The organism is Parabacteroides caecihominis, assembly GCF_023656785.1.
Taxonomy (GTDB): Bacteria; Bacteroidota; Bacteroidia; order Bacteroidales; family Tannerellaceae; genus Parabacteroides; species Parabacteroides segnis.
In genome coordinates, this window is record NZ_JAMOKS010000026.1 from 33,610 (window position 1) to 47,426 (window position 13,817).

Here is a 13,817-nt window from a genome sequence, read left to right on the forward strand (position 1 = left end):
TGTAGGGATAATATTTGTATCTTTGTATGTTTTTTAAAAAGAGTAAAACAAGAGATATGAAAAAAGTGTGGGGATTAATGGCTGCTATATGCATCCTGCTGTCTGTATCCGGCCAGGCTTACGGACAATCGTTGAAAGACTTATTGAATTCATCTACAGTAAAGGATGCGGTTACTTCTGTAACTGGCGGAAAGAAACTGACAGTAGAGAACTTGCTGGGAACGTGGACGTATACCAATCCTGCCGTTCAGCTGGAAGGCGATAATGCATTGAAGAATGTAGCCGGGAGTGTAGCTGCTGGTGAATTGGAGAAAAAGCTGAAAACGTATTGTGCCAAGGTCGGTATTGTGGAAGGCATGTTCAACTATGTGTTCAATGGTGACAGTACGTTTACCAATGCATTAAAGAAAAAGACATTGAAAGGTACTTTCTCTGTTAATCCGGATGAAAAAACGGTTGAACTGAAATATGCGTTGGGCGGAAAACTGAAAGTGACAACTTTAACAGCCCACGTCGTGATTTCCGGAGATGAGTTGTCTTTGCTGTTCAATGCGGATAAGTTACTGGATTTTCTGACCAAATTATCATCAATATCTGACAATTCCACTTTGAAACTGGTCAATAAACTGGCCAGCGAGTATGACGGGATGATGCTGGGGTTTGAATTGAAGAAATAGAAAAAAATAGTATATTTTGAAAGTGGGTGGTCTTTTCGGACTACCCATTTTTATTTCAGTCCCGGCAATATTTTGTAGAGTGTTTTTCTAGTCATGATCTTCTGGTTCAGAAAACTAACAATATAGCCTGTTATGCAGGCGGCAATGAGTGAACCTTCGCGTATCCCTTCAATGCCTTGGGTGAATATGAGGGAGATGAGTATAGCTAAAGTGACCAGGGTAACATCGAAATATACTTTGAACTTTCCGAATTCTTTATTATAACATCGGGATGCATATTTTACAAATGCTTCTGCACTCATCATGGCTACCTTCGGTTTGATTTCGAGCACTACGCCGATGGATTGTATGAGGCATCCTGTGAGCAGTAAGGCCATCGACATGCCGTAACCGGACGGGTGCAGATTGCTTGTTAAAGCCATGTTGAAATCAATGAAAGCGGAGAATATGCAGGAAAAAGGTATCTGAAGAAGTATTTCTATCGTGTCCTGACGACTTCTGTCTTTCCGGATCAACCAGAACTGTCCCAGGATCAGCAGTACGTTTACAATGAATGTCCATGTTCCTAATGATAAAGGAGTATTAAGGCTTAACACGTAATTTACACTGGAGATAGGAGTGGTTCCTAATGCAGAGCGAACGATCAATACAATGCCTACAGCTAAAAAATATAATCCTAAAATAAATACCGAATACTTTCTTAATAGTTCTTTTATATCCATATCAAATCTCTATTTGTCTAATCTCTTTCTTTTTGATAGTTAGAAAAAGATATGCAAATATCTGATTTATTTTTCAAAATCGGATGTTATGGTGAATAAATTATTATCAAAATGATAATTTAACAGGGAAATGGAAGCGCTATTTGAATCCTGGGTCAGCCTGGCCTTTGTGTAGACGACTCCTGGATGGGTTGGGTTGGAAAAATAGCTATTATAAGCCGAGGTTTTGTGTTAAACAGATGTTGAAACCTTGCGGTTGTAAATATTTGTCTTTTTATTTTCTGTTGTGCTGATGTTTTTGATAATTTTATTTTGTTCGTGTGATGTTGTCTTTTAGCGTGTAAAATATGCTGTTTAGCATATAAAAGTATTGTTTTTGAACTGTTTTTCAGCGTGTTTTTGTACTTTATTAACAAAAAAACTCATCTTAAATAAACCAGGGATCCGTTTAAAACGAGAAAAAACTCGTTTTAAACGAGATTGAAATTTGTTTTAGATGAAGTTATCAAAATGATAAACCTTTACTTTGTGTTAAAAAATGTAATATTGATCTGTCTGGAAGCTCTTTCCTGCGAGATGTGTCTGTTTCTATTTTGAGCTTATTTGTATCTGAAGTGATAAAATAAGCTCAAAAAACAACCATTATGATAGTCGGTGCAAAATAGTGATTCTGTTCTATTGCTTCTTATATTCTTCAACAAGTTCCAGTAGTACGCTACCATAGTTTTCGATTACCTTTTTCCCTATTCCGGGGATTGCAAGCAATTCGCGTGAATTGGAAGGTAGAGTATTGACAATACCAAGCAATGCTTTCTGTTGAAGGATCGTATAAGGAGGCAACCCTTTTTCTGTTGCCAGCTCATAGCGCCACCGCTTAATGCTGTTATAGAGTTCGGGATGAAGAACGTCGCTCGAAACAGTCACTTTGGCTGGCTGCGAAGAACGTTCGGAACGTTTTTTAGCGGATGCGGGCGGTTCGATGGACGCTTTTGCTTTGGCGGATAGATAGCGGACGACAGAAAAACCGTCTACGCATGCTTTCAGCGTCTCCTGCTTTAAATGAAGTTCTTCCGTAAATTTGCTGATCGCATTGTTCACCGCTTTCCGGCTTTCCTTGTTATCTATTTCGACTGCGGAATTTTCCTCGAGAGATGTACACAGGCTGTCGATACGTTCGATGAAATAGGCTACTCCTTTCCGAACACGTTCCTGGATGGCTTCGTCCTGTTGGTAATCGGGGTTTCCGGAGATCATGCGCGTCAGTTGCTGTTGGAAGCGTCCGCCTACTTCTGTTATTACGGAACGGAAGGCATCACGGGTGTTGGCATATTGCGTGTTGAGTTCCGGATATAATTTCTGTAAATGAGCATATACCGTATAAGCGGCATATTGCAGACGTTGCTGGATGGAGGCAAAATTGAAAAGTTCGATAACCAGTTCCAGGTAATATTGCTGTTGCGCCTGTTCCAACTGTTCTTTCCCCGGTTGTTTGTTGGTGACGGAACTGGTAAATTCCTGTATCCTCATATCCTTGATCATCGCGTTGCGGGTGATCGGACTGCTTAAAACCAATCCTTCCAGGGTTTTGCAGCGACTGAGTGCCACATAGACCTGGCCGTGTGAAAAGGCTGCCGAGGCATCGATGATGGCATGTTCGAAAGTCAAGCCCTGGCTTTTATGGATCGTGATCGCCCAGGCTGTTTTCAACGGATACTGGCTAAAAGTACCGGCAACCGTCTCTGTTATTTCTTTGGTGTCCGGATTGATCGTATATTTGACATTCGTCCAGGTTTCTCTTTCTACCTGTATTTCATTGCCGTCTTCTCCGACAACCGTTATTTTGTTCGGGTTGATAAAAACGATTTTACCGATTTTACCGTTGTAGTACCGGTGTTCGCCGGAAGAGTCATTCTTGACGAACATAACCTGGGCTCCGTTTTTCAGTTCCAGTTGATTATCGGTTGGATAAGAGTATTCTGGGAAGTCGTTGTTTATTTCGGCATTGAAGGTGTATGACTTACCGGGCAATTCGGCTAACTTCCGGTTGTTGAGTTGCTGTGCCTGATAATTATGTGTTGTAAGTGTGATATATCCTTGTTGGTCATCCGGGGCGAAATCGGGTATATATCGTTGGTTAAGACTGTTTAATGTTTCTTCATCGAATCTGTTTTCCCTGATGTTATTCAGCAGGGAGATGAATGTACTGTCATTTTGGCGATACACCTTGGTAAGTTCGATGCAGTAGTAATTGCTTTCCGAAAGCGCTTTGCTGTCGAAGAAAAAGGTGGACGGATAATGTTCTTTCAATAAGTTCCATTCGTCGTCTTTAGCAACAGGTGCCAGCTGTTGCAGATCGCCGATCAGTAATAGTTGTACACCACCGAAAGGTTTTGTCCGGTCTTTATAGCGGCAAAGTACGTCGCTGATCGCATCCAGCAGATCAGCTCGTACCATACTGACTTCATCTATCACCAGTAAATCCATGCTTCGGATGATATTAATCTTATCCCGGCTGAATTTATTCGTGAAATTTTTTGCCTGGTCTGCCTCCCTGCTTGCCGAGGGGAGATAAGGACCAAACGGTAACTGGAAGAATGAATGGATTGTAACACCTCCTGCGTTGATGGCGGCTACACCTGTGGGAGCAACAACGATCATTCGTTTGGGGGAAACTTCTTTAAGTCTTTTCAGAAACGTTGTTTTTCCTGTTCCGGCTTTACCTGTCAGAAAAAGGTGAGTACCTGTGTTCTGTAAGAAGTTGAAGGCAAGGTCAAATTGTTGGTTCATTTGCATCATCATAGATCTATTGTTTATGGTATCTGCAAATATATAATAAAAAAACGTGAAAAATGCGCTTATAAGCTAAAAATCAAGCTAACAAGCGCATTTTTTTTATTGTTCCTTTTTTATCAGACAATCAGGTTTGCGATCAGCTGGATAAACAGGATCAGGAAAACCATGGCAATCGGATAAACAGTAGCATATGCAATGCTCGGTGCGGAACTATCTGTCATAGAGTCGGCTGCGGCAAGTCCGGGCGTACTGGTCATACCTCCGGCGATGGTGCCGATCAGGTCAAGGATATTGATTTTAAAGACCCAGTAACCGAATCCTAAAGCGATAAGCATCGGGACCATCGTGATTGCCATGCCGACACCGAACAGCGTCCATCCGCTTTCCTGAAAAGTGGATACCAGGTTAACGCCGGCTGATGTCCCGACTTCCGCCAGGAATAATAACAACCCTAACTGACGCAGTAACTGGTTGGCTGAACCTGACATGGACCATACGATCGGGCCCGTTTTTCCGATTGCGCTTAAAACAAGTGCCACCATCAGGATACCTCCCGTTAGTCCCGGAGAGAACGAGAATGAATCGGAGAACGACAGATTCAGTTTTCCGAACAATACGCCCAGTACGATACCGGCGGCAATCGGGAAGAAATCGGTATCCGACAGTTTCTTCTCATCATTTCCGAGTAGCTGTCCAAGTTCTTTTAAGTCCTCTTTTTCTCCGGCAATCATCAGTTTGTCACCGAATTTTAGTGCCAGATCCGGTTCGGGAGGAAGGTCGATACCGCTTCGGCGAACGCGGGTTACCGTGCAGTTGAAAGTTCCTTGCAGGTTTAAATATCCTAATGTCTTATTTATTACGTTTTTATTAGTAATAAGCATAGACTGAAGTTCTTGTGTACTGTTGAAAGGGAGATCCCCTTTGATGCGTTCGCCTACCAATATTTCCAGTTGTTCCAGTGATTTGTCATTACCGACGGCTTTGATCAAATCTCCTTCTTCCAGAACACTTTGTGCTGTGGGAATAGATGTTTTTTCGTTATGCTTGATACGGGAGACGACGGCTCCTGTCATGCTGCGCAATTGCAGTTGTGCCAGTGTTTTGCCGCAAATATTACTGTTAATAATACGGAAAGCAGCTGTATGCAATGGGGGATATTTACCTTTTCTTTTTGCTTCCAGAGCCTGTGCTTCTGCATTCAGGTCTATACGAAGTATTTTGGGTAATAACTTGACAAACAGGATCACGCCGATCACACCGAACGGATAAGCAATACCATAGGCGATGGAAGCGGAGGAAGACTGGGTCGTGTCGATTGCAACCGCCAAACCCGGTGTACTGGTCAGTGCCCCGGCTATCAGTCCGACTATGCTTGGTGTATCGATTCCTAAAGCATATTTGAATATCAAACCTGTCAGGCAGGCGGAACCAACGATTAACAAGGTGAGGATAATCAGTGTTTTCCCTTTCGACCGGAAAGAATCGAAAAATCCCGGACCGGCCTGTATACCGATGGTAAAGATGAATAACACTAAACCGAAGTTACCCAGTTCCTTAGGTATGATCACTCCGAAATGACCGAACAAAAGTGCAATGAAAATGACGGCTGAAACGTCAAGAGAAAGACCTTTAATCTGTATTCTGCCCAAAATGAATCCTAATGCAACGATCAGGAAAAGAGCAAAATAGGAAGACTGAAGCAGTGTTGCAAACATGTCAAATAGTTTTATTGTGAAGATTTGAGAGCGCAAAAGTACACTTTTTTGGGTGTATGGGCAATCTCCTGGCGAGATTTCTGTTACCTTTGCAGCGAATTATTAAGAAGATTATCCCGCACGTGAATCGATACTTTATTTATTTAGGTTATAACGGTAAGAATTTCAGTGGTTGGCAGGTACAACCCAATGGTGTGACTGTACAACAATGTCTGGAAGAGGCTTTGGCTACACTGCTGCGCCAGCCGGTTCCGGTTGTCGGTGCAGGACGTACGGATGCAGGTGTTCATGCCCGGCTGATGGTTGCCCATTTTGATTGGGGCGAACCGGTTGCCGACCTGCCTTTCCTGGCGGAGAAGCTGAACCGTTTACTTCCGAAAGATATTGCCGTTTACCGGATCGTACCGGTCAGGTCGGAAGCGCATGCCCGTTTTGACGCCACTTCCCGTACCTATAAATATTATATAACTACCCGGAAAGATCCGTTCAATTATGATCAGGTTTACAGAATGAGCGGTCAGCTGGACTTTGAAGCGATGAATGAGGCATGTAAGGTCTTGTTTGATTATATCGACTTCACCAGTTTCAGCAAATTGCATACGGATGTAAAGACGAATAACTGCCGTATTTATAAGGCGGGATGGGAACAGGAAGGCGATGTTTGGGTATTCACTGTCCAGGCGGACCGTTTCCTGCGTAACATGGTGAGGGCGATCGTCGGTACCTTATTGGAGGTGGGACGCGGAAAGTTGACGATAGAGGGTTTTCGTAAAGTAATAGAGGCCAAAGACAGATGCAAGGCCGGAACTTCTGTTCCGGGGCATGCACTTTTTCTTGTGGATGTAACATATCCTGAAGAAATCTTTGATCTAGTTGACAATTGACAGAATTTTCAATATTCAATTTTTAATTTTCAATTACCATGTGGTTAGCGCTAGCATTTGCCTCAGCATTCCTGTTGGGATGTTATGAAGTAAATAAAAAGATTTCCCTGAACGGGAATGCCGTAATTCCGGTATTGTTTCTGAATACGTTGATAAGCAGCCTTATCTTCGTTCCGTTTATATTTTTATCGTTCTGTACGAATGTGTTGGACGATACTATGTTTTATGTTCCCCGTGTCTCTTTTGAGGCGCATGTGGCTGTATTTATCAAAGCGGTGATCGTGTTGTCTTCCTGGATATCCGGTTATTTTGCATTGAAGCATCTGCCGCTTACTATTACGGGACCGATCAAGGCCACACAGCCTGTTCTTACTTTGGTCGGAGCGATGGTTATTTTTGGGGAACGTCTGAATTTGTATCAGTGGATCGGGGTTTTGCTTTCCATCGCTTCGTTTTATATGCTTTCCTCTTCGGGAAAGAAAGAAGGGATAAACTTTACCCATAACAAATGGATATTCTTCACGATTATTTCCATAATAACCGGTGCGATGAGCGGCTTGTACGATAAGCATCTGATGGGAAGTATGGACGTGATGACGGTGCAGGTCTGGTTCAATGTCTATCAGTGTCTGATCATGTTGCCGATCCTGTTGTTGCTATGGTATCCGCAGCGTAAGAAGAGTACGCCTTTTGTGTGGCACTGGAATATCGTATTTATCTCCGTATTCCTGATCATTGCCGACTGGATTTACTTTTATGCCTTGACTTTCCCGGATTCAATGATCTCGATCGTATCCATGGTACGCCGTAGCAATGTGCTGGTCACTTTTGTAGCCGGAGCGATCTTCTTCCATGAAAAAAACTTAAAGAGCAAGGCTGTGGACTTATTCCTTGTGTTGTTAGGAATGATATTCCTATATTTGGGGACGAAATAGACAATAGAATATGAAACGACTTATTTTTTCTATATTGATTTGTGTTTTTGCATGGGGTGTGGAAGCCCAGGAAATAGATGCATTATTTGTTTCAATGCCGGATAAGAATATTCCACAACTGGAAGATGCCTGGCGTAAGGACCTGGTCGATCTGTACAAATCGGGTAAAGAGGCCCGTTTGAAGAATACGATGAATGGCTTTTCTGCGTTGAAGAATCTTACTTCCGATTATTTGTTGTTACAGGTTACCGACAGAAGTACTGTAGAAATGAAATTGCTCCCGTTGGTGAATAATACAAATGTGATCTGTATGGTGAAAACGGTAAATGGTCCGGTACCTGACAGCCGGATTGAGTTTTTTACAACGGAATGGGAACCTTTGGCTGCTTCCGACCTGTTCACTCCCGTCGAGGCGGATTGGTTTATCAAAGAAGATGCAGATAAAAACAGTACGGCTTTTCTGGATGCTGCTTCCCGTTTGGATATGGATTTGATACAGTACAATTTAAGTCCCGAAAATCTGACATTAACGGCAACATACACAACTCCTCAGTATCTGAGCCAGGAAGACCGTAAGATAGTAACTCCCTTTATAAAAGAAGCTCCGAAAGTGTATACCTGGGAGAAGTTTCATTTTAAATAGGATATTTACGGATAACAGATTCATCTTGAACTTGTCTTTAATAATTGGTGATCATCATTGAAATACTAATTAAAATGTTACATTTGCTTAATTATTTGTCTGAAAGGGAGAACATTTTCTTATGAATTTTGAGCAATTGTATATAACGTGGTATTCTCGTTTGAAGTTTTTTGCCCGTGAATATGTACTGTCGGATGCTGATGCAGAGAACATAGTACAAGATATTTTTACGGACTTATATGAAAAACGGGAGGTTCTGGAAATACCTGTGAATATGGTTGCCTATCTGTTTACGGCAACTAAAAACAGATGTATCAATCATATTCACCGTAAGATATTGGAGCAGGAAACCAGTCAATGGATGCAGGATGAATACAGCCTGACCTTACGGATGAAATTTAATTCTCTGGAGGCTTTCGATCTTGAATTTGCCTCTGATAACGAGATAGAATCTCGCCTGGAGAAAGCTCTGCAATCTTTACCGGAGCGGTGCCGGGAGATTTTCATTATGAATAAATTTGAGGGGATAAAACAGAAAGATATAGCAAAGCAGCTTAATATATCGGTCAATACGGTGGAAAATCAAATGGCTGTAGCTTATAGAAAATTGAGGGAGGAATTGAAAGATTATATACCGCTTTTGATTTTATTGCTTGGAACTTAAAAATAAGGAAAAACGAAGATGACTGTAAAGCGGGACTCTTCGTTTTTTTCTTTTAAGGACTCTCTTTTTTTGAAAAATGTATAGTGGATTTTTTCTTTTAGTTTGTCTACTTTATAAATACGATAGGAATATATTATAAAATGGATGAACGTATCGATAAATATTTTCAGGGTGAATTGAGGAAGCCGGAGCGGGTGAAACTGTTATTGGAGGTTGTGCGTGATGAGGAGTTGAGGAAACAGATTGTAGAATTTCAAAATGTGTACACGCTTACAGGTTTGGCCCCTCAAGGCGCCGATAAAGAAGCCGGCCAGCAGAGCCTGCAACAGTTCATGAAGAGGCAACGCCGGATGGTGTGGAGAAAATATCTTATCCGGAGTTTGGGATATGCTGCCGCAGCGGCCATACTGATTGTCTCTGTCTGGACAACAGCTGTCAGTTATGTGGATAAACCGGATGATTACGTCGCTGCTCAACAGGAGTTTTTTGTGCCGGCCGGGCAACGGGCACGTATTAAATTGCCCGATGGCACATTTGTCTGGTTGAATGCCGGATCGGTGTTGACATATCCGTCGATCTTTGGGGAAGAGAGAAAAGTATATCTGAAAGGAGAAGGTTTTTTTGATGTCGCCAAGAATGAAAAATCACCGTTTATCGTTTCTACGGGAACTTTAGAAATTAGGGCATTGGGTACACAATTCAATGTGTTTTGCTATCCGGATGCCGGACTGATCAGTACGAGCTTGATAGAGGGTTCCGTAAAAGTGTATCATCCGGAAGACGAGGCGAATGGGGTTGTACTGAAACCTAATCAGCAATTGGTTTATGACCGGCAATCTTTTCAGACTATTCAAATGAAGAATGAAGATGATTTATTGTGGAAAGATGGCATTTATAATTTCAAATCGGAACGTTTAGAGTCGATCCTGAAGAAACTGGAATTATATTATGACGTGAAAATCGTAGTAAAGAGTCCGGAAATCCTTTCTTACCGTTATACCGGGAAATTTCGTCAGCGGGATGGAGTTGTGGAGATTTTGCGTATCATTCAGAAAATACATCATTTCAAAATGAGCGAGAATGAGGAACGCAATATCGTAACCTTATACCGGTAGTATGGATTTACCGCAAATTTGATTGTTTAACTTTAAAAGAAATGCCTATGATGAAAAACTGAAGAAAAAATCATTGCTATAAAAATCGGCGGATGCGACCAACATCCACCGACCAGTATAAAGCAAATCCAATGTGACTTTGAAATTAGTATTTACTTTAATGAAACAAAGATATGAAAAGAAATCCTTTGTTAACACCTCCGGTGTGTTTAAAAAAAAGAAATGATATACTTCGTATTATGAAAATAGCCCTGATCTTTTTATTTGCATTTGTATTCCAGCTGATGGCTGTCGAGAGTGATGCACAAAATGTTACAGTGAAATTACCCAACACACAACTGACTGTAGGAGAGCTGATCCGTGCGATAGAGAAACAAACGAACTACCTGGTTGTGTTCAGTGATACGGAAATAGATACGGAACAGGTTGTCCGGTTGAAAAATAGCCAGGCGAAAGTGTCTGAATATCTGGTTGAAGCTTTTGGAAATAATGAGATAAAGTATGAGTTTGAAAACGACTATATTATTTTATCCAAACGTTCCGTTTTTAATATTCCACAGCAGAGTCGGAAAAATGTCACCGGAAAGGTCGTGGATCAGGAAGGAGAACCAATCATCGGGGCCAATATTGTAATAAAAGGCTCCACAACCGGAGTGGTAACCGATGTCGATGGAAAGTTCAGTTTAACTGTCTCGGATCAGGACCGGTTATTAATCAGTTATATAGGATATGTCCCGGTTGAAATTGCTATAGGCAACAAGAATGTCCTGAATATACAAATGCAAGAGGAAACTCTGGCCCTTGATGAACTGGTGGTGATTGGTTATGGAACGAGGAAAAAGTCGACACTTACCGGTTCGGTTTCAATGATTGATAAAGATGTTTTGGAAGACAGGCCCGTGGCAAGGACAACAGATTTGTTGCAGGGCATTGCTCCGGGCGTACAGATAACACGTTCAAATCAGGGAAAAATTCGCGGAACAAATAGTAGTATCTCTATCCGTGGGACAACCTCCAAAAGTGATCCGGGAGTATTGGTTGTTATTGACGGGATCGCTCAGAAAGACAACAATACATATGCGTTGGATAATATAAATCCGGATGACATCGAAAATATCAGTGTCCTGAAAGATGCGCAAGCCGCTATTTATGGTGCCCGTGCGGCAGGTGGGGTTATTCTGGTTACAACAAAAAGAGGACAGACAGACAAACCGACCATTAATTTTACAGGTACGTTTACAATTCAGCAACCCTCTTTGATGAAAAAGAGTACGAATGTATTGCAGTTGGTGGAGATGATGAATGAGGGTTTTGTGAATGATGGACAAAATACGAATATGTATAGCCATATCGCGAAATATATAGCGGATAACCAATTGACGATGGATATTATCAAACAGAACAACGGGCTGTATTCCTGTCAGTGGCCTTTTGATAATAGTGCGAATTTTGTATTTGGCGATTATAACTGGCCGGATATAATGTTTAGCCCTGCACCGATGCAAAATTATAATCTTTCGGTATCCGGTAAGACACAGCGGTTGAATTATTATAATTCAGTCGGATATGTCAGTCAGGACGCCATGCTGAATTATGCCGACAATTCAAATAAGCGCTTTTTTGTCAAACTGAAGAACGACTATGACGTTACAAACTTTTTAAAGATAAAAACGATATTCGACTTTGAAAGGCAAAAAGTTACGGAGCCTTATAGATATGATCAGGTAGAATTTTGGCAAGGGTTGATATGGCCGGTATTTATGCCGTTTAATTCGGCAGGCAATTTATATAATTTCGGTTCCCATCAGAATCCGATCGGCTATGCCCGGGATGGAGGGAATACAACGGATTTGAATTATAGGGTGAAAGCATTGCTGGGATTTGTGTTGACACCGATTAAAAACTTATCGATAACGGGTGAATATTCCACCAGTTTTGATATTAATGAAAATGAATGGGCGGAACTGGGGTTCGATATGTATGACGAAAATAATAAATATTCATATAATTCGACTAACGGACGTAATTCAGCCGGCTCTTCATATGGTCGTTCCCGTTATACGGTAGCCAATATTTATGCTAATTATCAGTATACTTTATTAGAGAAAAACCGTTTTGACCTGATGGCCGGTTATTCACATGAAGAAGAGGACCACCGTACATTCAACGCTTATCGACGTTTGGGACTGATCAGTCCGGAACTACCGACCTTCGGCGTAGGAAGCAGTGATGAGCAATATAATGGCGAGACTAAATCTGACCGTGCATTAAATTCTGTTTTTGCCCGGTTGGGATATTCGTTCGACAATAAATATTTACTGGAAGGAACCTTCCGTTACGATGGCTCTTCCCGCTTTGCCGAAGGGCATAGATGGTCACCTTTCTTTGGCGTTTCCGGTGCCTGGACGATATCGAATGAGTCCTTTATGCAATCGATCAATCATATTGTAAATTTCCTGAAATTGCGTGCTTCCTGGGGACAGATGGGGAATGAAGCCAGTATCGGATTGTACGATTATATCGCCCAGATCAATATCAACGGGCAATATCCGATGGGAAACTCTCTGTCTCCGTCGCTGACTCAGCAGGCTACTTTATCGGGGATGGCCAGTAAAACCCGTTCATGGGAAAAGATCGACACAAAGAATCTGGGCTTGGATGTATCTCTGCTGGATTCACGTCTGAACGCGTCTTTGGACCTGTATATCAAAAACAATCCGAATATGTTTTTTACACAGGAGTTTCCCCAGGTTTTGGGAGTAACGGCTCCCAGTATTAACGGAGCTTATGTCCGTTCCAAAGGATGGGAACTTTCGATAGGCTGGCGTGATCAGATAGGTGACTGGGGGTATTCTGCGAATATGAATCTGAGCAATAACACCAGTAAAGTGTTGAAGTTGGCTGATTCGACGATACCAAATTCCGGATATAACTCTTTTGTGGAAGGATATCCTATCGGTTCTTATTTCGGATATGACTTTGACGGTTTTATTCAGACAGAACAGGAACTGGCTGACTATAATGCGAAAATGACTTCCGGTATTCCGAATAATCTATCACTGGGAGATGTACGTTATAAAGATCTGGATGGTGACGGAAAATTGCTTCCCCAGGTTTATAAGTTAGGAGAGGACGGGAAACCGACGACCGATTCAGGTGATATGATTCATTTGGGAGATAACGGGCAGCATTATTTGTTTGGTATCAATCTGGGAGTGAACTGGAAAAATATCGATTTGAGTATGTTCTTCCAGGGAGTTTTGAAATGGCAAGTACTGGAATCGAATAAACCGATTGAATATGACTCATGGCCACCACAGGAATATTTCTATGGAAAATACTGGACATCAGGTAATACTAATGCGGTTTATCCGCGTCTGTCACAGAATGATGCTGTTAAAAATCACGATTATGTAGCGTCTAATGCTCCTTATAAATTCTATAATAACCGGTATATTCGCCTGAAGAACCTGCAATTGGGATATACTTTCCCGAAAAGTCTGATCGGTAAAGCGAAAATAGAAAAACTCAGGGTATATTTCAGCGGAACGGATATTTGGGAGGCTTATTCCATCCCGGGAATTTATGATCCGGAGAAGCCCTTTAACCCGCGTATTACTCCTTTCCCCAGAGGTTATTCATTTGGGATAAATGTTACACTTTAAATAC

Annotated in this window: 10 protein-coding genes; 7 read left to right on the plus strand and 3 right to left on the minus strand. The window is 41.8% G+C overall.

Features of this window, described 5'->3' with window-relative positions:
* Positions 1 to 56: 56 nt before the first annotated feature.
* Positions 57 to 677, plus strand: a complete 621-nt coding sequence (locus tag NBH14_RS19650) for a DUF4923 family protein (protein ID WP_186960868.1) — start codon at positions 57 to 59, stop codon at positions 675 to 677.
* Positions 678 to 727: 50 nt separating this feature from the next.
* On the opposite strand, the gene NBH14_RS19655 is transcribed toward NBH14_RS19650, so the two are convergent.
* From NBH14_RS19655 to NBH14_RS19665, 3 genes are all read right to left on the minus strand, one after another.
* The gene (locus NBH14_RS19655; RefSeq protein ID WP_186960867.1) at positions 728 to 1,399 is read right to left on the minus strand and encodes a YczE/YyaS/YitT family protein; all 672 of its coding nucleotides are present in this window, start codon (positions 1,397 to 1,399) and stop codon (positions 728 to 730) included.
* Positions 1,400 to 2,074: 675 nt separating this feature from the next.
* Positions 2,075 to 4,192 carry an HRDC domain-containing protein gene (locus tag NBH14_RS19660; RefSeq protein ID WP_186960886.1) on the minus strand — a complete coding sequence of 706 codons (2,118 nt, stop codon included), beginning with the start codon at positions 4,190 to 4,192 and terminating at the stop codon, positions 2,075 to 2,077.
* A 116-nt stretch (positions 4,193 to 4,308) separates the two neighbouring features.
* Positions 4,309 to 5,907 (minus strand): aspartate:alanine exchanger family transporter, encoded by a 1,599-nt coding sequence (locus NBH14_RS19665; protein ID WP_186960866.1) that lies wholly within the window; start codon positions 5,905 to 5,907, stop codon positions 4,309 to 4,311.
* Positions 5,908 to 6,029: 122 nt separating this feature from the next.
* Here NBH14_RS19665 and truA point away from each other — a divergent pair, with 122 nt between their 5' ends.
* From truA to NBH14_RS19695, 6 genes are all read left to right on the plus strand, one after another.
* Positions 6,030 to 6,791, plus strand: coding sequence for a tRNA pseudouridine(38-40) synthase TruA (truA, locus tag NBH14_RS19670; RefSeq protein WP_186960865.1), 762 nt, complete (start codon positions 6,030 to 6,032; stop codon positions 6,789 to 6,791).
* A gap of 38 nt (positions 6,792 to 6,829) precedes the next feature.
* Positions 6,830 to 7,726 carry a DMT family transporter gene (locus NBH14_RS19675; protein ID WP_010802388.1) on the plus strand — a complete coding sequence of 299 codons (897 nt, stop codon included), beginning with the start codon at positions 6,830 to 6,832 and terminating at the stop codon, positions 7,724 to 7,726.
* 10 nt (positions 7,727 to 7,736) lie between these two features.
* A complete protein-coding gene (locus tag NBH14_RS19680) occupies positions 7,737 to 8,369 on the plus strand; it encodes a DUF3256 family protein (RefSeq protein WP_186960864.1) in 633 nt (210 codons plus the stop codon).
* 121 nt (positions 8,370 to 8,490) lie between these two features.
* On the plus strand, positions 8,491 to 9,033 hold the full coding sequence (locus tag NBH14_RS19685; protein ID WP_186960863.1) for an RNA polymerase sigma-70 factor: 543 nt from the start codon (positions 8,491 to 8,493) through the stop codon (positions 9,031 to 9,033).
* Positions 9,034 to 9,173: 140 nt separating this feature from the next.
* Positions 9,174 to 10,148, plus strand: a complete 975-nt coding sequence (locus NBH14_RS19690) for a FecR family protein (RefSeq protein WP_186960862.1) — start codon at positions 9,174 to 9,176, stop codon at positions 10,146 to 10,148.
* A gap of 239 nt (positions 10,149 to 10,387) precedes the next feature.
* Complete coding sequence (locus NBH14_RS19695; RefSeq protein WP_186960861.1) at positions 10,388 to 13,813, plus strand: SusC/RagA family TonB-linked outer membrane protein; 3,426 nt, start codon at positions 10,388 to 10,390, stop codon at positions 13,811 to 13,813.
* Positions 13,814 to 13,817: the final 4 nt, after the last annotated feature.